General features: G+C 60.0%; 22 protein-coding genes. 9 read left to right on the forward strand and 13 right to left on the reverse strand.

Annotated elements, in window-relative coordinates; genetic code table 11:
* From ACIQV9_RS22655 to ACIQV9_RS22685, 7 genes are all read right to left on the reverse strand, one after another.
* Positions 1 to 100, reverse strand: a 100-nt coding sequence (locus ACIQV9_RS22655; protein ID WP_403106317.1) for a hypothetical protein, incomplete at its 3' end; no start/stop codon positions are given.
* Between the two features lie 12 nt (positions 101 to 112).
* On the reverse strand, positions 113 to 373 hold the full coding sequence (gene hfq / locus ACIQV9_RS22660) for an RNA chaperone Hfq (RefSeq protein WP_007902656.1): 261 nt from the start codon (positions 371 to 373) through the stop codon (positions 113 to 115).
* Between the two features lie 94 nt (positions 374 to 467).
* Positions 468 to 1,439, reverse strand: coding sequence for a tRNA (adenosine(37)-N6)-dimethylallyltransferase MiaA (miaA, locus tag ACIQV9_RS22665; RefSeq protein WP_403106161.1), 972 nt, complete (start codon positions 1,437 to 1,439; stop codon positions 468 to 470).
* Complete coding sequence (gene mutL, locus ACIQV9_RS22670) at positions 1,439 to 3,349, reverse strand: DNA mismatch repair endonuclease MutL (RefSeq protein ID WP_403106164.1); 1,911 nt, start codon at positions 3,347 to 3,349, stop codon at positions 1,439 to 1,441. Before mutL ends, miaA begins: the two co-directional genes overlap by 1 nt.
* Positions 3,346 to 4,725, reverse strand: coding sequence for an N-acetylmuramoyl-L-alanine amidase (locus ACIQV9_RS22675; protein WP_403106319.1), 1,380 nt, complete (start codon positions 4,723 to 4,725; stop codon positions 3,346 to 3,348). Before ACIQV9_RS22675 ends, mutL begins: the two co-directional genes overlap by 4 nt.
* A 48-nt stretch (positions 4,726 to 4,773) precedes the next feature.
* The gene (gene tsaE / locus ACIQV9_RS22680) at positions 4,774 to 5,244 is read right to left on the reverse strand and encodes a tRNA (adenosine(37)-N6)-threonylcarbamoyltransferase complex ATPase subunit type 1 TsaE (protein ID WP_403106167.1); all 471 of its coding nucleotides are present in this window, start codon (positions 5,242 to 5,244) and stop codon (positions 4,774 to 4,776) included.
* Complete coding sequence (locus ACIQV9_RS22685; RefSeq protein ID WP_403106170.1) at positions 5,232 to 6,731, reverse strand: NAD(P)H-hydrate dehydratase; 1,500 nt, start codon at positions 6,729 to 6,731, stop codon at positions 5,232 to 5,234. Before ACIQV9_RS22685 ends, tsaE begins: the two co-directional genes overlap by 13 nt.
* Positions 6,732 to 6,794: 63 nt before the next feature.
* On the opposite strand from ACIQV9_RS22685, the gene queG reads away from it, so the two are divergent.
* A complete protein-coding gene (gene queG, locus ACIQV9_RS22690; RefSeq protein ID WP_403106173.1) occupies positions 6,795 to 7,883 on the forward strand; it encodes a tRNA epoxyqueuosine(34) reductase QueG in 1,089 nt (362 codons plus the stop codon).
* Here queG and ACIQV9_RS22695 read toward each other — a convergent pair.
* The 3 genes from ACIQV9_RS22695 to orn all read right to left on the reverse strand — a co-directional run bounded on the left by ACIQV9_RS22695 (position 7,880) and on the right by orn (position 10,489).
* The gene (locus ACIQV9_RS22695) at positions 7,880 to 8,929 is read right to left on the reverse strand and encodes a Fic family protein (RefSeq protein WP_403106175.1); all 1,050 of its coding nucleotides are present in this window, start codon (positions 8,927 to 8,929) and stop codon (positions 7,880 to 7,882) included. The genes queG and ACIQV9_RS22695 overlap by 4 nt on opposite strands.
* Before the next feature lie 168 nt (positions 8,930 to 9,097).
* Positions 9,098 to 9,709 (reverse strand): trimeric intracellular cation channel family protein, encoded by a 612-nt coding sequence (locus tag ACIQV9_RS22700; RefSeq protein WP_007945604.1) that lies wholly within the window; start codon positions 9,707 to 9,709, stop codon positions 9,098 to 9,100.
* A gap of 237 nt (positions 9,710 to 9,946) precedes the next feature.
* The gene (gene orn, locus ACIQV9_RS22705) at positions 9,947 to 10,489 is read right to left on the reverse strand and encodes an oligoribonuclease (RefSeq protein ID WP_056746367.1); all 543 of its coding nucleotides are present in this window, start codon (positions 10,487 to 10,489) and stop codon (positions 9,947 to 9,949) included.
* Between the two features lie 107 nt (positions 10,490 to 10,596).
* Here orn and rsgA point away from each other — a divergent pair, with 107 nt between their 5' ends.
* From rsgA to ACIQV9_RS22725, 4 genes are all read left to right on the forward strand, one after another.
* Positions 10,597 to 11,628 carry a small ribosomal subunit biogenesis GTPase RsgA gene (rsgA, locus tag ACIQV9_RS22710; protein ID WP_074873186.1) on the forward strand — a complete coding sequence of 344 codons (1,032 nt, stop codon included), beginning with the start codon at positions 10,597 to 10,599 and terminating at the stop codon, positions 11,626 to 11,628.
* A gap of 211 nt (positions 11,629 to 11,839) precedes the next feature.
* Complete coding sequence (locus ACIQV9_RS22715; RefSeq protein ID WP_403106180.1) at positions 11,840 to 12,247, forward strand: TIR domain-containing protein; 408 nt, start codon at positions 11,840 to 11,842, stop codon at positions 12,245 to 12,247.
* Positions 12,248 to 12,250: 3 nt separating this feature from the next.
* Entirely contained in the window at positions 12,251 to 13,210 is a 960-nt protein-coding gene (locus tag ACIQV9_RS22720) for a caspase family protein (RefSeq protein ID WP_010464207.1), read from the forward strand.
* The gene (locus tag ACIQV9_RS22725) at positions 13,210 to 13,695 is read left to right on the forward strand and encodes a toll/interleukin-1 receptor domain-containing protein (protein WP_403106184.1); all 486 of its coding nucleotides are present in this window, start codon (positions 13,210 to 13,212) and stop codon (positions 13,693 to 13,695) included. The genes ACIQV9_RS22720 and ACIQV9_RS22725 overlap by 1 nt, the downstream gene beginning before the upstream one ends.
* 48 nt (positions 13,696 to 13,743) lie before the next feature.
* On the opposite strand, the gene motB is transcribed toward ACIQV9_RS22725, so the two are convergent.
* Both motB and motA read right to left on the reverse strand, forming a co-directional pair.
* On the reverse strand, positions 13,744 to 14,775 hold the full coding sequence (gene motB, locus ACIQV9_RS22730) for a flagellar motor protein MotB (protein ID WP_403106187.1): 1,032 nt from the start codon (positions 14,773 to 14,775) through the stop codon (positions 13,744 to 13,746).
* A 3-nt stretch (positions 14,776 to 14,778) separates the two neighbouring features.
* Positions 14,779 to 15,630 (reverse strand): flagellar motor stator protein MotA, encoded by an 852-nt coding sequence (gene motA, locus ACIQV9_RS22735; RefSeq protein ID WP_403106189.1) that lies wholly within the window; start codon positions 15,628 to 15,630, stop codon positions 14,779 to 14,781.
* Between the two features lie 166 nt (positions 15,631 to 15,796).
* Between motA and ACIQV9_RS22740 the strand changes: the two genes are divergently transcribed.
* From ACIQV9_RS22740 to asd, 3 genes are read left to right on the forward strand one after another with little or no spacing between them, the layout of a single operon-like run.
* Positions 15,797 to 17,335, forward strand: a complete 1,539-nt coding sequence (locus tag ACIQV9_RS22740) for an HDOD domain-containing protein (RefSeq protein ID WP_403106192.1) — start codon at positions 15,797 to 15,799, stop codon at positions 17,333 to 17,335.
* 43 nt (positions 17,336 to 17,378) lie between these two features.
* Positions 17,379 to 18,194, forward strand: a complete 816-nt coding sequence (locus ACIQV9_RS22745) for a rhodanese-like domain-containing protein (RefSeq protein ID WP_403106195.1) — start codon at positions 17,379 to 17,381, stop codon at positions 18,192 to 18,194.
* 18 nt (positions 18,195 to 18,212) lie between these two features.
* On the forward strand, positions 18,213 to 19,073 hold the full coding sequence (gene asd / locus ACIQV9_RS22750) for an archaetidylserine decarboxylase (protein ID WP_285431772.1): 861 nt from the start codon (positions 18,213 to 18,215) through the stop codon (positions 19,071 to 19,073).
* A 57-nt stretch (positions 19,074 to 19,130) separates the two neighbouring features.
* On the opposite strand, the gene ACIQV9_RS22755 is transcribed toward asd, so the two are convergent.
* Positions 19,131 to 19,532, reverse strand: a complete 402-nt coding sequence (locus ACIQV9_RS22755) for a lectin OAA (RefSeq protein ID WP_403106199.1) — start codon at positions 19,530 to 19,532, stop codon at positions 19,131 to 19,133.
* Between the two features lie 197 nt (positions 19,533 to 19,729).
* On the opposite strand from ACIQV9_RS22755, the gene ACIQV9_RS22760 reads away from it, so the two are divergent.
* On the forward strand, positions 19,730 to 21,505 hold the full coding sequence (locus ACIQV9_RS22760) for a molecular chaperone (protein ID WP_403106201.1): 1,776 nt from the start codon (positions 19,730 to 19,732) through the stop codon (positions 21,503 to 21,505).
* Positions 21,506 to 21,591 lie beyond the last annotated feature (86 nt).

Here is a 21,591-nt window from a genome sequence, read left to right on the forward strand (position 1 = left end):
ACTCCTGAAACTCCTGCGGCTCTTCGCGCGCCTCAGGGTCCTGTCCATCCAAGTGAACGAGGATCACTCGCTCACCACCACCGTGGCGCTCAAAGAACAAAGGAGACTCCTCTCAGGCGTTACCTGGCTCAGCGTCACCTGCTTCGGATTCGGTTGCGCTAGGCAGACGAATTGGACGAACCGGCACCACTGTAGAGATAGCGTGTTTGTAAACCATCTGGCTGACGGTGTTTTTCAGCAGGATAACGAACTGGTCGAAAGACTCGATCGTGCCTTGCAGTTTGATCCCGTTCACCAGGTAGATGGACACCCCAACTTTCTCTTTACGTAAAGTATTCAAGTAAGGGTCTTGTAGCGAATGCCCTTTTGACATGTGCCGCACTCCTTTAAGGATTCAATATAAAAAATAGGTAAACAGATGGCTTGTGGCCGTCACACCCCCAAGGATAGACGGCAATTGCAAGGACTCAGCTCAATATGGAGATGGTCCCCAGGTATTTCAAGGCGCGCGGCAGATTGTCGCAATCCAGGCTGTCCAACCAGTGTAAATCAGCCCAACTGCGCAGCCAGGTGAACTGACGTTTTGCCAATTGGCGCGTGGCAATGATTCCACGCTCCTGCATCTCGGCTTGGGTCAGCTTGCCATCCAGGTAGTCCCAGACTTGTCGGTAGCCTACCGCACGTATAGACGGCAACCCTGAATGCAGGTCACTTCGCTTACGCAGGGCTACGACCTCGTCAATGAATCCCTGTTCCAACATATTCGTGAATCTTTGTTTAATTCGCTCGTGCAGTACCTGGCGATTTGCCGGAGCAATGGCCAAGTTCGCGACAGTATAGGGCAATTGTTGCAGTCCCGAAGCGGCTGCTTCAGTACTTTGCGCACTTTGTCTCAGTCGCAGCTCGGTCATGCTCTGACCGCTGACGCGATAAACTTCCAGCGCTCGACTGAGTCGCTGGGGATCGTTCGGATGAATTCGCGCCGCCGATACTGGATCAACGAGCGCCAATTGTTCGTGCAGGGCTTGCCAGCCAAGGCGTGCAGCCTCTTCTTCGATCTGCGCGCGAACCTCGGGATCGGCCGCCGGCATTTCTGCCAGTCCTTCGACCAAAGCCTTGTAGTAGAGCATCGTGCCGCCTACAAGCAGCGGAATTTTGCCCCGCGAAGTGATATCGGCCATCGCCTCGAGCGCATCACGACGAAAATCCGCCGCCGAATAGCTCTCGGCCGGGTCGAGAATATCGATCAACCGGTGCGGAAACTCGGCCAGAATCTCTTTCGAAGGCTTGGCGGTGCCGATGTCCATGCCGCGGTAGACCAGCGCCGAATCGACACTGATCAGCTCGCAAGGCAGCACTTTGGTGAGCTCGATGGCCAGATCAGTCTTGCCCGCTGCGGTCGGGCCCATCAGGAAAATCGCAGGTGGGAGCTGGCTCATCAACGACCGCGCAAGAACAGTTTGTCCAGATCGTCCAGGCCCAGTTGGGTCCAGGTCGGCCGGCCATGGTTGCATTGACCGCTGCGTTCGGTGTTTTCCATGTCCCGCAGCAGACCGTTCATTTCCGCCAGCGCCAGACGCCGGTTCGCCCGAATCGCGCCATGGCAGGCCATTGTGCCGAGCAGTTCGTTGAGGTGCGCCTGAATACGGTCACTGGTGCCGTACTCCATCAAATCCGCCAGTACATCACTCACCAATCGATTGGCTTCGGCTTGCTTGAGCAAGGCCGGGATCTGCCGAATCGCCAGGGTTTCCGGGCCGAGTCGCTGCAACTCAAAGCCCAGACGCTGGAACCATGCGACGTTTTCTTCGGCGCAATCGCCTTCGCGCTCGCTCACCGCCAACGATTCTGGCACCAACAGCGGCTGGCCGCTCAGGCCTTCGCTGGCCATGGCGATTTTCAGGCGCTCGTACATGATCCGTTCGTGGGCGGCGTGCATGTCCACCAGCACCAGCCCTTGGGCGTTTTCCGAAAGAATGTAGATACCTTTGAGCTGCGCCAATGCGTAACCCAGTGGCGGAACATCGTCCTGCCCGGCCGGGAGCGCGACAGCGTTGGCTTCTGGCAATGGCGCAAAAAATTCCCGGTACGCCGCCTGAGCCTCAGCCGCCGGCACGCCGGACTGAGGACGCGGCGTGTACTGATACTGATAACCGGCGCCAGCGCCCGAGCCTGCCGGCGTACTGAACGACGGTTGCGCCTGAGGCTGTTCCAGCAAGGCATTGGCCGCCAGGCGCATTTCACCCTGGGGACCGAACTCGCCCGCATCGATACCGGTCGGTCGAGCGATCGCCGTCGCTACCGGCGCAGCCAGATGATCATCCGGTCGCACATCGCCCAAGGCGCGGTGCAAGGTGCCGTAGAGGAAATCGTGAACCATGCGCCCGTCACGGAAGCGCACTTCGTGCTTGGTCGGGTGCACGTTGACGTCGACACCGGCCGGATCGACCTCGAAAAACAGCACGAACGTCGGGTGCCGACCGTTGAAAAGCACGTCGCGATACGCCTGGCGCACCGCATGGGCCACCAGTTTGTCGCGTACCGCACGGCCGTTCACAAAGAAATACTGCAAGTCCGCCTGGCTGCGGTTGAACGTCGGCAACCCGACCCACCCCCACAAATGCAGGCCGTTGCGTTCAATTTCGATCGGCATGGCCTGCTCGAGGAAACCCGAACCGCAAATCGCCGCCACTCGCCGCGCACGGGCCGCGTCGTCATGGGCTTCATGCAGGCTGAGGATGGTTTTGCCGTTGTGGCGCAAATGGAACGCCACATCGAAACGTGCCAACGCCAGACGCTTGATCACTTCTTGCAGGTGATCGAATTCGGTTTTTTCAGTCTTGAGGAATTTGCGCCGCGCCGGAGTGTTGAAGAACAGGTCGCGGACTTCCACCGAGGTGCCCACAGGATGGGCTGCGGGTTGGACGCGCGGCGCCATGTCCCGGCCTTCGGTCTCGACCTGCCAGGCCTGATCGGCATCCTTGGTGCGGGACGTCAGGGTCAGACGCGCCACGGAGCTGATCGAGGCGAGGGCTTCACCACGAAAGCCGAGGCTCATCACCTGTTCGAGGTCTTCCAGGTTGCGGATCTTGCTGGTGGCGTGTCGCGCCAGGGCCAGCGGCAAATCATCGGCCGAAATGCCGCTGCCGTCATCGCGCACCCGCAGCAGCTTGACGCCGCCCTGTTCCACATCGACATCGATACGCTTGGCGCCGGAGTCGAGGCTGTTTTCCAGCAGCTCCTTGATCACCGAAGCCGGGCGTTCAACCACCTCACCGGCGGCAATCTGGTTCGCCAGTCGCGGGCTGAGCAGCTCGATGCGAGCCGTATGGGTCAACACCTGGTTCATTCTTTGGACGCCAGTTCTGTGCCGGGAATAGTCAGGGTCTGACCGATCTTAAGCTCGTCACTTTTCAGGTTATTGGCGCTGCGCAAAGTGGCCGGAGACACCTGATAACGCACGGCAATCATCGCCAGCGTCTCGCCCGGATTCACCCGATGGTCACGTGGACCCTGGGCGATCTTGCCGGAATCACGCAGCCAGGCAATGTAGGTACCCGGTGGCGGGTTCTGCTGGAAGAATTGACGCACGCCGCTGCTGATCGAACGCGCCAGCGCCTGCTGGTGGTTCGCCGCAGCCAGCTTGGAGGCTTCGTTGGCGTTGGAGATGAACCCGGTTTCCACCAGGATCGACGGGATGTCCGGCGACTTCAACACCATGAACCCGGCCTGCTCCACACGCTGTTTGTGCAGTGGCGTGACGCGACCGATGTTGCTCAAGACTTTTTGACCAACGTTCAGGCTGGACGTCAGGGAGGCGGTCATCGACAGATCGAGGAGCACGCCCGCGAGCATGCGGTCCTTGTCGTCGAGGCTGACGTTGCCGGCACCGCCGATCAAGTCGGAGCGGTTTTCGCTATCGGCCAGCCAACGCGCCGTCTCCGATGTAGCGCCGCGATCAGACAGGGCGAACACCGACGCACCGAACGCTGCAGTCGAAGGGGCGGCATCGGCGTGGATCGAGACAAACAGGTCGGCGCCTTTTTTGCGGGCGATTTCGGTACGGCCGCGCAATGGAATGAAGTAGTCGCCGGTGCGGGTCAGTTCGGCACGGAAGCCTTTCATGCCGTTGACCTGACGCTGCAGTTCGCGGGCGATGGCCAGCACCACGTCTTTTTCACGCTGACCGCGAGAGCCCGAGGCACCCGGGTCTTCGCCGCCGTGGCCGGCATCGATCACCACGATGATGTCGCGCTTGCCCGCAGGCGCAGGGGGCAGTTTTACCGCAGGCTCCACCGGAGTGACCGGCACCGGGGCCACCGTGGCGACGTTGGTCGGCACAGGAATCGGCGCGGCATCGGCGGCGTTATCGAACAGGTCGACCACCAGGCGATTGCCGTACTGGGCGTTGGGCGCAAGGGTAAAACTTTTTGGCGTGACGGCTTTTTTCAGGTCGATGACCACCCGCAGGTCGGTCGGCGTGCGTTGAGCCGAGCGCATGGCAGTGATCGGAGTATTGGCGCTGTTGACGTTCAGCGGTGCGCCAAGGGTGGCGCCATTGATGTCGATCACCAGCCGATCCGGGGAGGTCAGGGTGAAAACACTGTGTTGCACCGGCCCGGTCAGGTCGAACACCAACCGTGTGTTGTCCGGCGCCCGCCACAGGCGAACGCTGTTGACCTTAGTCTCGGCCACAGCGTCGACGGTCACCGCCAAAAACAACATCCCTACGGCAGCTACCATCGCGCGAAAGCGCATACCTGACCCCATCATTTAATTGGTTTCCAATGCCAAAGCGGCACACCACGACTCGCCGCGCGAGCCCTGGGACAAAATTTTCAGCGAACGCCCGCTGTCTTGCGGGCTAATGGTAATGGTCAGGTCGGGCTTTGGCAAAAAGCCTGCACCCTTCTGGGGCCATTCGATCAGGCACATCGCGTCGTCTTCGAAGTAATCGCGGATGCCGAGGTACTCCAGCTCTTCCGGATCGACCAGTCGATAGAGGTCGAAATGGAAGGCCCGGATGTCACCGATCTCGTAGGGCTCGACCAGGGTGAATGTAGGGCTCTTTACTGCTCCGACATGCCCCAGGCCACGGATGATGCCCCGTGACAGCGTGGTTTTCCCTGCCCCCAGATCACCTTCCAGAAAAATCAGACCGTGCCCTTGGGTGGTTTGTGCGATGCGCGCGCCAAATGCGGTCATCGCCTCTTCATCGGCCAGGTACAGGGTTACTTCAGACACGGTGCTTGCTCCTCCAACAACTGACGAATGGCTGGGATCAGATCACTGGCCGCCAGCCCGCGGCCCGATTTACCTTGTTGCGCGCCGGCATTGGCGTGCAGCCAGACCGCCAGGCAGGCGGCGTCGAACGCGTCCATGCCCTGGGCCAGCAACGCGCCGACCAGACCGGCCAGCACATCACCCAAACCGGCTGTAGCCATGGCCGGATGGCCCTGATGACACAACGCCAGGCGCCCATCGGGGCTGGCGATCAGACTGCCGGCGCCTTTGAGAATCACCACAGCTGTATATTTTTTGCTCAACGCGTGAGCCGCAGCCGGGCGATCAGCCTGGACTTCGGCGGTGCTTATCCCCAGCAAGCGCGCCGCTTCACCCGGATGCGGCGTGATCACGCAGTCCTTGGGCAAGCTCACGTGCTCTGTGGCCAACAGATTCAATGCATCGGCGTCCCAGACTTGCGGCAGCGGCGCGTTGGCTGCCGCCGACAAAAGGCTGCGCCCCCAGGCAGCCTGCCCGAGGCCCGGGCCGACCACCAGTACGGAAACCTTTTGCAGCAGTTCCATCAGCTGATTGGCCGAGGAAGTGCCCAGCACCATGGCTTCAGGGATTCTGGCCAGAGCGGCGGGAACATGTTCACTGCGGGTAGCCACGGACACCATGCCCGCGCCACTGCGCAGGGCACTTTGTGCGCTCAGCAGAATGGCGCCGCCGAAACCGCGATCACCACCGATCAGCAAGACATGGCCGAATTTGCCTTTATGGGACGTTGGCGCGCGGCCGGCCAGGCGCGGCAAGTTACCGGCTGTCAGGCGGAGAGCATCAATATCGACGCCCTTAAACGACTCGGCGTCAGCCTGCAGATCGTTGAAAACCAGCTCGCCGACCACATCGGACGCGTCGCCTGTGAACAGTCCCAGCTTCAGACCAATGAAAGTCACGGTCAGATCAGCCCGAACGGCCGAACCGAGCATACGCCCAGTATCTGCACAAAGGCCGGAAGGGATATCCATCGCCGCCACCGACAATCCACTGGCGTTGATCGCAGCGATCGCGCTGGCGAAGGGCTCTCGCACCTCCCCGGTCAAACCGGTGCCGAGCAAGGCGTCCAGCACAATTCCACGCAATTCCGACTGCGCAGTGAAGGCTTGAACCGCGACGCCCTCGGACACGGCCTCGGCATGGGCCAACGCCGCATCGCCCTGCAAACGCTGAGGATCACCGGCCGCCAACACCCGGACATGCCATCCGGCGCGCCGGGCCAGCACCGCCACCAGATAACCATCGCCCGCGTTATTGCCGTGACCGGCCACCACGCTCAATTCATTCGCCGACGGCCACTGACGGACCAGCGCACGCCAGGTCGCCCGCGCCGCGCGCTGCATCAATTCGAAGCCCGGTGTGCCGGCCGCGATCAGGCTCGCATCGAGGGCTCGCACTTGCGCGGCGCTATACAGCGCGTCGGGTAAATCATCTTTAGTGTGCAGCATGCGTCTTCGGGCTCCGATGTCTGGCAGAATTATACGCACCTCAGCTCCGGTTTCTCTCGCCTCATGCCCGCTATTACCACAGATCTGCCCGCCCTCGCCCAATCTATCAAGGACTGGGGCCGCGAGCTGGGCTTTCAGCAAGTCGGCATCAGCGGCCTGGATCTGGCCGAGCATGAACAGCACCTGGAGCGCTGGCTGGCGGCCGGCTACCACGGCGAAATGGACTACATGGGCGCCCACGGCAGCAAACGCTCACATCCCGAAGAGCTCGTACCCGGCACGTTACGCGTGGTTTCCCTGCGCATGGATTACCTGCCGGGCGACACCGAAATGGCGAAACGCCTGGCTCAACCTGCAAAAGCCTACGTATCGCGTTATGCCTTGGGCCGCGATTACCACAAATTGATCCGTAAACGCGTGCAACAACTGGCAGATAAAATTCAGGCCGAGATCGGCCCGTTTGGTTTCCGCGCCTTCGTCGACAGCGCGCCGGTGCTGGAAAAAGCCATCGCGGAACAGGCCGGCCTGGGCTGGATCGGCAAAAACACCCTGGTCTTGAATCGCAAGGCTGGCAGTTATTTCTTTCTCAGCGAGCTCTTTGTTGATCTGCCGCTGCCGGTCGATCCACCGCACAGCACCGAACACTGCGGCCGCTGCACCGCGTGCCTCGACATCTGTCCAACCAACGCCTTTGTCGGCCCATACGTGCTGGATGCCCGACGCTGTATTTCATACCTGACCATCGAACTGAAAAGTGCGATCCCCGAAGACTTGCGCCCGTTGATCGGCAATCGGGTGTTCGGTTGCGATGACTGCCAGATCGTCTGCCCATGGAACCGCTTCGCCCGCCCGTCCGGCGAAAGCGACTTCAAGCCACGGCATAACCTGGATAACGCCGAACTGGCCGAACTGTTCATGTGGGATGAGGACAAATTCCTCACAAGCACCGAAGGTTCACCGCTGCGCCGCGCCGGGTACGAGCGGTGGTTGCGTAATCTGGCGGTGGGATTGGGGAACGCGCCGTCGAGCATTCCGGTGCTGGAAGCGTTGAAGGCGCGCCGCGACAACCCGTCGGAGCTGGTGCGTGAACACGTCGAGTGGGCGTTGAAGCAACATGAGCAGCGCGCTGGCAACCACGGAACTCCTCTTTAGCGATGCAAGTTTATCCACTTGGCACTGCGCCCCTTTCCAGTCGACTCAATTAGTCCTTCAGCTTTCAATGAACGCAAAACCAAACGCACGGTGTCACGACTCACACCAGGGCAAGCCTCTTCAAGCTCAGTAATCGAAAAGGGTAGAGTGCGCTTCAACGCTTCAACTCGAATTCGATCGCTTTTGCCTCCATGGCGCTTATCGATTTTACCGACACGCTCCTCAAACTCCTTGTAGGCGCGAAGTAGCGCGCCCCAGAAATAGTTGAGCCATGGCTGAACATCGTGCCTGCCTTCATGCCAACCTTGAGAGCTAGCCTCAAGTGTTTCGTAGTAGCTTTCCTTTGAGTCCTCGAAGATCCGCTCGAGGCTGATAAAACGGCCTACCCGATAATCAAACTGGTAAAGCAACAACAAGGTAAGCAGTCTAGCCACGCGCCCGTTGCCATCTGAGAAAGGGTGGATGCAGAGAAAGTCGAGAACACTCAGCGGGACCAATATAAGCGGGTCTGCCAGATTCTGATCCAATGCCTTACGGTACTGCATGACCATATCGACCATTGCAATGGGTGTCAGATGTGCAGCGACCGGTTGAAAGCGGATACGTGAACTGCCGTCCGGATGACGCTCGATGATGTCATTGTTCGTTGCTTTCCACTCCCCGCCATCCTGCGGTAGATAGCGATAAAGCATGCCATGCAACTGACGAATGACGCCTTCGGAGAATGGCATCCCCTCTGCCGCTTCATGAATAAGAGAAAGCGCATCGCGGTAACCCGCAACTTCTTGCTCGGAGCGACTTTTCGGATCGGCATTTTTGATAATCAACGACTTCAATCGACTTGGTGAAACAACCACTCCCTCCAATCGGTTGGATGATTCTGTGGACTCGATAACTGCAAGCTGCTTTAAGTCCTGGAGAATTTCTGGAGACTGGGAAACGAACAATTGTTGCTTGCCACGGTACTCACCGAGAGCCCGCAACGTCGCAATCTGCAGCCCGTTGTAGCGAAGCGTTGCGAGATATTCTGGTGTGAGCGATCGCATATATAGTTTTACCTGTCAAATAGGGTAATTCAACGCTAAATAGGGTAATTGAATAGCGAATTACCCTATTTATGAACTTTTTACCCTATTTTCACTGAGGCGCCTAAAAGACTTCCTCGACGAGATATTACGAAGCACACACTTGTCCGACCATGCCCCCCACTGAGCTCAGGCCTCGTCGTTATAAACGAACTTCGGCATTTCCCAGTGGAAACGGATCGCCAGCAACCGCAGCAGGAAACCGCCAAACAGCGTGATCAAAATCGCCTGTTCGCCGGGTAATTGCAGATAGATGCAAAGCATGTAGCACCACGCCGCAGCGAACGAGACGCTGGCGTAGAGTTCACGGCGGAAGATCAGCGGGATGTCGTTGCAGAAGATGTCGCGCAGGATGCCGCCGAACACCCCGGTGATTACGCCACTGACCGAAGCCACCAACATGCCGTGGCCCATTTCCAGGGCGGTCATGCAGCCAATCAAGGTGAATGCCACCAGACCCACGGCGTCGAGCACCAGAAACAGTGACCGCAGGTGGCGCATCCAACGTGCAGCGAAGACGGTGAACATCGCCGCAATCGAGGTCAGCACCAGGTATTCCGGGTGTTTGACCCAGGTCAGCGGGTAGTGACCGAGCAACACGTCACGCACCGAACCGCCGCCAAGTGCCGTGATGCACGCGATCAGCACCACGCCAAACCAGTCCATGCCGCGACGGCCAGCAGACAGGGCACCGGTCATGGCTTCGGCGGTGATGGCGATCAGGTAAAGCATCAGCAACATGGTGGCGGTCCTTGCAGAAAGGCGCGCAGTCTAGCCATTTCGGTGCAGCACCAAAAGAGGGCGCCGAAGCATTCGCGCATCCCTGTGGCGAGGGGGCTTGCCCCCGTTGGAGTGCGAAGCGCTCCCCGGCATTCTTCCAGTCACACCGCATTCGCAGGTTTTACGACTGCTTCGCAGCCGAACGGGGGCAAGCCCCCTCGCCACAGAAACCCCCCTCGCCACAAGGGCCTGGCCCCATCAGAACTTGATGAAATGCTTGCGGTAGTGCTGCAGCTCGGCGATGGATTCGCGGATGTCGTCCAGGGCCAGGTGGGTGCTGCCCTTCTTGAAGCTGTCGCGCACGTCCGGTGCCCAGCGTGCGGCCAGCTCTTTGAGGGTCGACACGTCGAGGTTGCGGTAGTGGAAGAAGCTTTCCAGGGATTTCATGTGGGTATAAAGGAAGCGACGGTCCTGGCAGATGCTGTTGCCACAGATCGGCGACTTGCCCTTCGGCACCCATTGTTCCAGGAAGGCGATGGTTTCGGCTTCGGCTTCGGCCATGCTGATGCGGCTGTCGCGAACGCGCTGGGTCAGGCCCGAGCCGCCGTGTTGACGGGTATTCCACTCATCCATGCCGGCGAGGATCTCGTCGCTGTGGTGGATGGCGATCACCGGCCCTTCGGCCAGGGTGTTCAGGTCACTGTCGGTGACGATGGTGGCCATCTCGATGATGACGTCGGTATCAGGGTTCAGACCGGTCATTTCCAGGTCGATCCAGATCAGATTCTGCGGGTTTTGCATGTGTCGGCTCCTAGGCAATGCTGCGCAGTTTAGCCTAGGGCGGCGCCCGGGCGTGCTAAACTCGCGGCCGTTTTACCTAATCGCTGCATTCTTGATACGGAACACCCATGGCCAAACGCCAACTCAATCGTCGTCAAAACTGGCGCATCGAAAAGATTCAGGGCGAACGCGCTGCCCGCGCCGCCAAACGCGAGTCCTCGGCTGTCGAGGCACTTGAGGGTGGTGACCTGGGTCCCGAACAGACGGGCCTGGTGATCGCGCACTTCGGTGTACAGGTCGAAGTCGAAGCGCTCGATGGCGATTTAGCGGGTCAGGTATTCCGCTGCCATTTGCGCGCCAACCTGCCTGCGCTGGTGACCGGCGATCAGGTGGTCTGGCGTGCCGGCAACCAGGGCATCGGCGTGATCGTGGCGCAACTGCCGCGTAAAACCGAACTCTGCCGCCCAGACAGCCGTGGCCAGCTCAAGCCTGTTGCGGCCAACGTCGACATGATCGTCATCGTGTTCGCCCCGTTGCCTGAGCCTCACGCAAACCTGATCGACCGTTACCTCGTCGCCGCTGAGCACGCCGGTATCCGGCCGCTGCTGCTGCTCAACAAATTCGACCTGATCGACGAGCAGAACGCCCCCGCGCTGAATGCCTTGCTGGCGGTTTACCGCACGCTGGGTTACCCGGTGCTGGAAGTCTCGGCGCACCACGGCAATGGCATGGAGCAATTGCAGGCACAACTGGACGGGCACATCAGCGTGTTCGTCGGCCAGTCCGGCGTCGGCAAATCCTCGTTGGTCAACACCCTGTTGCCTGAAGTCGAAGCCCGTGTCGGCCCGCTGTCCGAGCTGTCTGGCCAGGGTACCCACACCACCACGACCGCGCGGTTGTTCCACTTCCCCGGTGGCGGTGAGTTGATCGACTCCCCGGGTATCCGCGAATTCGGTCTGGGCCACGTCAGCCGCGCCGACGTCGAAGCCGGTTTCATCGAGTTCAACGACTTGATCGGCACTTGCCGCTTCCGCGACTGCAAGCATGACCGCGAACCGGGTTGCGCCCTGCTCAAGGCGCTGGAAGAAGGCCGCGTGCAGCAGCAACGGATGAACAGCTACCGCTCGATCATCGCCAGTTTGCCCGAAACCAGTTACTAAACAGACACTCCAGCCGCCCCGATGCAGACGGGGCGGCGGGTTGTTCGTTGCACCCTGAAAATCCCCCGCCTTTTAAACGTCAGACAGCTCTGTAGGGCATTTGCACGCCTGCTTGAAGGACCCGTCTCTTTAACCGCGCAGGCCTTGTTGCGGCCATCCAAGTGCATACATTCAAGCCCTCTTCGCATTCCGGCGATACCGAGGGATATCCATGCAAACCTATCATTTGTTCATCAGCCACTCGTGGAGTTATCCCCACGCCCACGACAACCTCGTGCGGCTGCTCAACGCCAAACCCGGCTTCACGTTCAAAAATTTTTCAGTGCCGACCGACAACCCGATCATAGGCGCGCAGACCGATAAACAATTGGAAGAAGCCATCGAGAACAAGATCAGGCCCTGCTCGGCGGTCCTGATCATGGCGGGGATGTATTCCACCTACAGCAAGTGGATCAACAAGGAAATCGAGATCGCCAAACGAATGGGCAAGGTGATCATTGCGGTCAAACCCTTTGGCGCGGAGCGAATTTCTACCGTAGTACGTCAGGCGGCACATGCCGAATGCGCCTGGAACACCAACAGCATCATCAGTGCCATTCGCACTCACGCGGCGGGTTGAACCATGCGCAAGGGATTGTTCATCGGGATCAACCATTACGCCCACGTCTCTCCATTGAGCGGATGCAATAACGACGCGATGGCCATGGCCTCGGTGCTGGAGCGTCACGCCAACGGGCGGCCGAACTTCAGCAGCAAAGTGCTGACCTCAGCCGAAGATGACCTTTCGCTGACGGCCATGAAGCAGCACATCCAAAGCCTGTTTTCCGGCGATTGTGATGTGGCGCTGCTGTATTTCGCCGGCCATGGCCAGTTCGATACCAGCATCGACGAAGGGCTGCTGATTCCTCAGGACTTTGCACCAGGTGGCGATGGCATTCGCATCAGCGACATATTGAGTTGGGCGGACAACGCCCCCCACATCAAGAACAAAATCATCATCCTCGACTGCTGCCAGGCCGGCGCAGCCGCCGCGATGCGCGGGTTACGCGGCGGTAGCAGCGTCATCGGCGAAGGCATGACCATTCTCACCGCCTGCAAAAAAGACCAGGTTGCGCTTGAAGGACGCGGCCACGGCGTGTTTACCGACCTGTTGCTGCAAGCGCTGCACGGCGGGGCCGCTAACGTACTGGGCAAGGTCACACCCGGCAGCGTGTATTCATTCGTCGACAATGCGTTGGGCGCGTGGGAACAACGGCCAGTGTTCAAGACCAACGTCTCGCAATTTGTCCCCTTGCGCGAGGTCACGCCACTGATCGCCGAAGAAACCCTGCGCAAACTCAAGGACTGGTTCCCGGAGCCCAGCCATGTCTTTGCGCTCGACCCCAGCTACGAACCCACCGAAACATCGTTCGACCCGGACCACGGCGAAGTCTTCGCCCAATTGCAAAAGTGCAATCGCCACAGCCTGATCGAACCGGTGGACGCCGAGCACATGTACTACGCCGCCATCCATTCCACCGGCTGCCGCCTCACCGCCCTCGGCGCCTACTACCGCGAACTCGCGATCAAGGGACATTTCTGATGCCTGTGTTTATCAGCTACCGCCATAGCGACCGCCCTCACGCCGTCGCCATCAACTCCCGCCTGATTCAGGCCAACATCAAGACCTACTTCGACGTGCTGGATCCGGAATCACAAACCACTGACGACATTACCGGGGTCATTACTCGCAACATCACCGCATGCACGCATCTGATAGCGGTAGTCTCGGGCAAGACCGCGCTGTCGTGGTGGGTACCGTTCGAAATCGGTGAAGCGACCATCAGTAATCGACGGATCTGCTCATTCAAGACAGAACCGGCGGAACTGCCGCTGTACCTCGATAAATGGCCCAAAATCAGCACCGACAGGGATCTGGAGTTTTTCATTGATGCCTATCGAGAAGAAGTGGCGACCAAGCGCTCAATGACACTGGATTCAATCAGCGAATCCCTTTATGGCACCTACAGACGCAATGCCGAGTTGTTCCACGACCAGCTCAAGAACCGCATTCGACGGGGTTTCTAACAGGCACAAAAAAGCCGACATCTCTGTCGGCTTGATTGTTGTGGGTCACTACTTCGCCGGCTCCGCCGGTTTCGGTGCCAGGTCTTCGAAGAGATTCAGTCGCTCGCGAAGCTCATGGGCCGGCAGCGGTTCCTTATCCGCCGGCAATGCGTTCGGATCGACCGGTGTCGCAGGCACTTCGCCCAGGCCACCCTGGCCTTGCGCGGGCGTCGGCGCTGGCGCAGGTTCAGCGCCTTGCGAACCTTCGATGGCGCGCTGGGCCTTTTTGGTCAGCACCACGATGTCGATCCGGCGGTTGACCGGGTTGAACGGGTTCTCGCGGTCGAACAGCGCCGACGAGGCATAACCGACCACCCGCGCCACTTGCGGATCCGGATAGCTGCCGGCGACGAGCGCACGGCGAGCGGCGTTGGCACGGTTGGCCGAGAGTTCCCAGTTGCCGAAATCGCCGGTGCCCGAGTACGGCTTGGCATCGGTGTGGCCGCTGATGCTGATCTTGTTCGGCACCGCTTTAATGGTGTCGGCCATGGCCAGCAGGATGTCTTCGAAGTACGGTTTCAAGCGCGCCGAGCCTGAGTCGAACATCGGCCGGTTTTCCGCGTCCATGATCTGGATGCGCAAGCCGTCCTGAGTGATTTCGAACAGGATCTGGTCCTTGAATTTTTGCAGCTGCGGGTTTTCATCGACCTTGTTCTGCAACTCTTGCAGCAACAGTTCCAGACGTTCCTTCTCAACCTGCTCGGCCATCCCTTCGACCTGGTCGGTGTCGACGGTGACTCGGTCCGGCTGCGGCTGAGACTTCACCTCGGGGTTGAGGGTGTTCTCCGGTGCCAGGGTCGGGGAGCCGCCCAAATCGATGATGTACGGCGTGCCGCTTTCGGAAAAACCGACCGGGTCCTTGAAGTAACCGGCGATGGCAATCTTCTGTTCCGGCGTTGCGGTGGACAGCAGCCACAGCACCAGGAAGAACGCCATCATCGCCGTCGCGAAGTCCGCGAAGGCGATTTTCCAGGAGCCCCCGTGATGTCCGCCCGCGTACTTTTTGACGCGCTTGATGATTATCGGCTGGTTATTTTCCATGACTTAGCGACCGCGAACCGCTTGTTCCAGCTCAGCGAAGCTAGGACGGTGCGCCGGGTACAGAACCTTGCGACCGAATTCCACTGCCAGCGATGGCGGCATACCGGAAGCCGAAGCCACCAGCGAGGCCTTGATGGCTTCGTAGACGTTCAGTTCTTCCTTGGCTTCGTGGGCCAGGGCATGGGCCAGCGGGCCAAAGAAACCGTAGGCGGCGAGAATACCGAAGAAGGTCCCCACCAGTGCCGCACCGACGTGTACGCCGATCATTTTCTGGTCGCTTTCACCCAGGGAGGCCATGGTCACCACGATACCCAATACCGCCGCGACAATACCGAAACCGGGCATGGCGTCGGCGATGCCGTTCACGGCGTGGGAAGGGTGATCGAGGTCTTCCTTGAGGCTGGTCAGCTCCATGTCGAACAGGCCTTCGAGCTCGTGGGGCGCCATGTTGCCGGAGGACATGATGCGCAGGTAATCGCAGATGTACGCGGTCATGCGGTCATCTTTCAGAACGGCCGGGTACTTGGCGAAGATCGGGCTCGCGGCGGCGTCTTCGATGTCGCCTTCGATTGCCATCATGCCTTCGCGGCGGCTTTTGTTGAGGATCTCGTAAATCAGGCCCAGCACTTCCAGATAGAACGTGTGATTGAAGCGCGAGCTGAACATTCCCAAGGCTTTCTTGAGAACGAGTTTGAACATGTGACCTGGGTTGGCCTGCAGGAATGCACCGAGGGCCGCACCACCGATAATCATCACCTCGAAAGGTTGAATCAGGGCGGCAATCTTGCCGTGGGAGAGCACGTATCCGCCGAGCACGCTCGCGAATACGACGATGATGCCGATTAATTTAGCCATAGGTAGGAGAGCACTTACTGAGTCGGGTTCAAGGTCATATTCGGAAGTTAAAAAATCTCTTCTTCTACTTATCGGCAAAACTGCGCCAGACTATAGCCAGTTCAAGCGAAAAGCTAATTTAGCCCTCTCCGGGCATAGGTAATGCAGACGATGATCACGTCCAACCATGGCTAACGAAACGAACACCCCAACCCCAAAACCGACCACGCTTGAAGGCTGGGTAAAGCTTCTCGATGGCGTGCGCCTGCCGGTTCCGCAAGACAGTCACGACCGTGTCTGCAAGGCCCTCGCCAATAACCGCAGCTCGCTTCGCGACATCGCCGAGTTGCTGCAAGACAGCCCGGCCCTGGCCTTGAGCGTGATTCGCGAAGCCAACCGCCACACCCACGGCAGCATGACCACGCCTGCTGAAAACCTTGAGGTGGCGATCAATCGTCTCGGATTGAAACGCACCGAGGAATTGCTCGCCCGGTTGCCTGCCGAACCGCAATCCCAGATACCGGTGGCGTTGCGTCAGCTGCAGATGATCAGCCAGCACGCGACGCAACAGGCCAACGGTTTTTTCGCCGGTCGCCTGGCGCGGCTCTGGCAGGACATCCACTGGGGCAGCCTGCTGTTTCTCTCGCCGCTCTGGCCGATGGCGTTGACTCATCCGCAGTTGCTCGAAGAGTGGGAGTTGCGGGTCATCCATAAAGGCGAGTCAGCGCGCACAGTCGAAAAGCAATTGTTCGGCGTTCGCTTGCTGGATATCTGCCTGGCGCTGGTGGACATCTGGCGCCTGCCGATCTGGGTGCAGCAAGGTTATCGACTGCTGCTCAACGAGCAGCGCGAACTGGTCAAAGTCCTGCGCATTGCCCGCGACAGCGAGCATCCCCTGCGCCAGCAAAACCGCCTCGATGACGATCCGACCCTGCGTCGCTGGCTCAATCAGCCAGCCAATACCGTGCTGCTGGCCAACGGGCTGGCACTCTCGGCGCAACAGGCCTGGGACAGTCCGCACAGCGAGCGCTGGCAGTACCTGACCAGCCTTTACCTGCAAATGCCGATGAGCGACGTGCAGCAGCAATTGCATCAACAAGCCGTCAACAGCGCGCATCAGCACGCCATGCCGGACATCTGGCACCCCGCCGTAGCGTTGATCTGGCCCTCGGGCGTGAACCGTATTCACGCCGGGTTGCTGCCGGCACCGGCGCCGACCGCTGAAGATCTGACGGCGTGGCGTAAACAATGTGCCGAACTGCTGATCGAGCCGAGCCGCTTCACTAATGCAATGCACTTGACCACGTCGGCCCGGGACGCGCTGGTCGCGTGTGGCATGCGTCGGGTGATGATCTTGATGGCTGACCGCACCCACGCCAATTTGCGTGCGCATCAAACGGCCGGGCTGGCGAAGGAAGCGGCGGGGCTGAACCTGGTCGTGAGTCAGAGCACCGTGCTGCAACGGTTGCTCTCGCAACAGGCCCAAGTGCGATTGACCCCGGCCAACAACGCCCAGTTCTCGGCGTTGCTACCCGCCAGCCTGCGCGCGCAGTTTCGCGGCGAACACCTGCTGCTGCGCTCGCTGGTCAACAACGGTCGGGTGATCATGGTGGTTGTAGCCGATCAGGGCGGCGGGCCGTTCTCGGAAATAACCGTACAAGCCTTTGGCAAAACCGCGCAGTGCATTGAAAAGGCACTCCATAGCTTTAGCCAGCGCGGTCAATGAATGCTGCGCTACAATCCTCCCCTTTGTGCTCTGGAGACCTCACATGTCTGACTTCTCTGGCTTGGCGCTGGTCATCGAGCCGAGCGACTTGCTCCCTCGCCTTGAGTCCCGCGAACTGATTCTGGTGGACCTGACCAGCAGTGCCCGCTACACCGAAGGGCATATTCCCGGTGCGCGCTTTGTCGATCCCAAACGCACACAACTCGGCCAGGCGCCTGCGCCGGGACTGATGCCGCCGCAAGCGGCACTCGAAACGTTGTTCGGCGAGTTGGGACACAACGCCAATGCGGTCTACGTGGTGTATGACGACGAAGGCGGCGGCTGGGCCGGGCGTTTCATCTGGCTGCTCGATGTCATCGGCCATAAAAAGTACCACTACATCGACGGTGGCCTGACATCCTGGCTGGCAGAAGGCATGCCCATGTCGATCCAGGTCCCGGCCCCCGTTGGCGGCCCGGTTGCGTTGACTCTGCACGACGAACCGACCGCCACCCGCGAATACCTGCAAAGCCGTCTCGGTGCCGCCGATCTGGCGATCTGGGACGCGCGCGGCCCGCTGGAATACTCCGGTGAGAAAGTGCTGGCAGCCAAGGCCGGGCACATTCCCGGCGCGGTGAATTTCGAATGGACGGCCGGCATGGATCAGGCGCGCAACCTGCGCATCCGCACGGACATGCCGCAGATCCTGGAAAAACTCGGCATCACCAAAGACAAAGAAGTCATTACCCACTGCCAGACTCACCATCGCTCTGGCTTCACTTATCTGGTGGCTAAATCCCTCGGTTATCCGCGGGTCAAAGGCTACGCCGGTTCCTGGGGCGAATGGGGCAACCACCCCGACACGCCCGTAGAGATTTAAGGTTTTTAAGGACAGTTAATGAATAAGCGTCTATTTATCCTCAGCCAATACCTGCTGCCTCACCACTTGCTCTCGCGACTGGCCGGCTGCATTGCCGAATGCCGCGTGCGCTGGTTCAAGAACGCCTTTACCGCCTGGTTCGCCAAGCGTTATCAGGTGGACATGTCCCAGGCGCTGGTCGAAGACCTGACGGCTTACGAGCACTTCAATGCGTTCTTCACTCGCGCCTTGAAGGACGGTGCTCGCCCGCTGGACGAGACACCAGGCGCAATCCTCAGCCCGGCCGACGGTGCGGTCAGCCAACTCGGCCCGATCGAACACGGCCGCGTGTTCCAGGCCAAGGGCCACAGTTTCAGCGTGCTGGAATTGCTGGGCGGTGATGCCGCGAATGCTGCGCCGTTCATGGGCGGTGATTTCGCGACTATTTATCTGTCGCCGAAGGATTACCACCGCGTGCACATGCCGTTGGCCGGCACCCTGCGCGAGATGGTCTACATCCCGGGCCGGATTTTCTCGGTCAACCAGACCACCGCCGAAAACGTGCCGGAGCTGTTTGCCCGCAACGAGCGTGTGGCGTGCATTTTCGACACCGAGCGCGGGCCGATGGCCGTGGTGCTGGTGGGCGCGATGATCGTGGCGTCGATTGAAACCGTATGGGCCGGGCTGGTGACGCCGCCGAAACGCGAGCTGAAAACCTTCCGTTACGACGAAGCCGCCCGCGCGCCGATCCATCTGGAAAAGGGCGCGGAACTGGGTCGCTTCAAGCTGGGTTCGACCGCTGTCGTGCTGTTTGGGCCGGACCAGGTGAAATGGGCTGAAGGGCTCGGCGCCCTGTCACCCGTGCAAATGGGCCAGGCGCTAGGCCTGCCAAACGCCTGATCTGGCTGATCCGCCCCGTCGAACGTCTTCGAAGGGGCGGACATTTCGGTAGCGCCGTTACTCTATCTGTCCACGAAAGCCGATCGGCCCTTCGTTGGCGTAGGTATTGGTGCCACTGAGGTTTTTCCCTCCATCATTGGAGGTGACGCTCAACGCCACAACGTTCTGATTATCACGGCCGCCGATGACCCACTTGCCACCCGGATGCCATGGAGCGTCGTTGCCGCCCCACTGATTTTCCACGTTGTACTGGTTCTGGCCCGTGCGCTGAGCCTTGAAGCCAATGGGACCTTCACCCGCGTAAGTCATGGTGCCGGTGAAGCTCTTCCCGCCATCGCCCGATCTGATCTCTATCGCGACCACGTTCTGGTTGTCCCGCGCGCCCAACGTCCAGTCTCCGCCCGGATGCCAGGGTGCCGAACTACCGCCCCATTGATTTGCCACTACGTATCTAGACATGAACCTCATCTCCTTGAAGTTACAAGAGACCTGCCCTGCGTAGGCAGCAGGCCGCACGACCGTGCGTATCCAGTCGCACGTGTGTCAGATTAGTAGTACGCCCGGGCGGCACTCGACTGACAGACAAACGGTCGACATCCGTAGGTGCTACAGTCAGGTCATTCACTGCCCATTTCCCGGTTGGAGTTTTCCACGGCATGAATGAGACCAGTCCCCACCTGTTGCTACGTGCACCGATCCCGACGCAGCTACGCCTGTCGTTCTGCGAACCTACGCAACGCGACCTCAAGCGCTGGATCGCCAACCTGCCCAAAGCCAACATAGGCGAAACCGCTCGCCTGCTCTATCAAAGCTTGAGCGAACTCAACCAGCTGCTCACCCCCAGCGACAATCGCCTGCAACTGCTCGAACTGTTGCGACCCGAGGTGTATTACGTCTGCAAACACCTGGAACGGCATTTCCTGCATCAGGCGATTGTGCTCGACGAGCGTTCGCGCAAGATCGCCAACCTCTGCCAGGCATTGCAAAGTCACTTGGCGATTGGCTACAAGCAGATCGTCGTGCGCATTACCCCGCGCTTCAGCAAGGATCGAGCCTCACTGCTGACCCAAGCGTTGCAGCGGGCGATCCATTGCCTGAACGGGCCGCTGATTCGCTCGACTCAACTGTATTGTCCGGTACCGGAAGGCTTGTGGCTGGAGCTGCATCAGCTGTATCGGATCGCCTGCGCACACAAACTCCAGCACCTCAGCCTGCGCGATGAACTGGCCAGCCAGACGCAAACCCTGAGCATCGAACAGACTTACGTGACCGCCCTGCTGTTGGGCGCCTCACGCTGCAATCAATTGCGCCAGAACCAGATCGCCCGGCTCGCCGAGGTACTGGAGCCCTGGAGCCGATGGATCAAGTTGCAACCTGGCCAACCCGCAGATGGATTGTTTGCTGTCGCGCCGGACCTGGATACCGGGCCGCGCTATCGCTCGAAGTTCCGGGCCGAGCAGCAGGACAGTTTGCTGGGGATTGATCCGCAGCCACTGGTCGTCGCCATCGAAGCGCATTTACAAGGCGCTGTCGGCACACCGCCGCTGCCCGTGCCATCCGGGCTCAGTCTGGATACGCTGCAACACCTGCACGCCGCTTGGGGCCAGGCGGCCGAGCGCAGCTTTCAACGCACCGTCGGCCACGGCACCTTGACCCTGTGCGTGGGCATGAGCGCGCTGCACTTCTATTTGGGGGGGGAACGTTCATTCAGCGATATTCTGAAAAACCCTGGCACCCGGCTCGCGCAGTTTTCGGCAACATCCCCGACAGGACGGGCAAGCGATCAATGGAGTCAGGCGTTCGACGCGGCGCCCCACACCACGGCCGATGCCTTGCTGCCTTATGAAGAAATTGAATACCCGCACTTGCAGAATGACGACAGTCATGAGGCGGCCGATAGCAATCGGCATTTTCCGACGTACGCGTTGCCGGTCATCAACCACAGCCCAGGCGGTTACTGCCTTGCGTGGCCCAACGCGGTGCCCGCCGAGTTACAGGCCGGCGAGATGGTCGGCATCCAGGACTCTGTCAATCAGGGCTGGAGTATTGCAGTGGTGCGCTGGATTCGTCAGGTGCGGGGCGGTGGTACGCAAATGGGGATCGAACAGGTCGCGCCGTATGCCGAACCTTGCGGGCTGCAACTGGTGCGAACGCGGGACGACCACAGTCAATATTTGCGTGGCCTGTTGCTGCCGGAAATCAGCGCCATCGACCTGCCCGCCACGCTGCTCGCCCCGCGGCTGCCCTTTCAGGAAGGCAGCAAAGTGCTGATCAACACCAACGGCCAGGAACGCCGCGCCGGGCTGGATCGGCGGGTGGCGAGCACCAACAGCTTTAATCAGTTTGCTTATCGCTCGCTGGAGAGCAGAAACGACAACGCCGCGGGAAGCGGCGTCGAGGAGGATTTTGATTCGTTGTGGAAATCGCTTTGAGGGTGAAACTGTAGACCGAGGCGCCCGTTCGCGGGCAAGCCTCGCTCCTACAGGTCCTGGGTCGTTCGCGCGATAGGTGTACGACA

Source organism: Pseudomonas sp. NPDC099000 (assembly GCF_044759925.1).
GTDB lineage: Bacteria > Pseudomonadota > Gammaproteobacteria > Pseudomonadales > Pseudomonadaceae > Aquipseudomonas.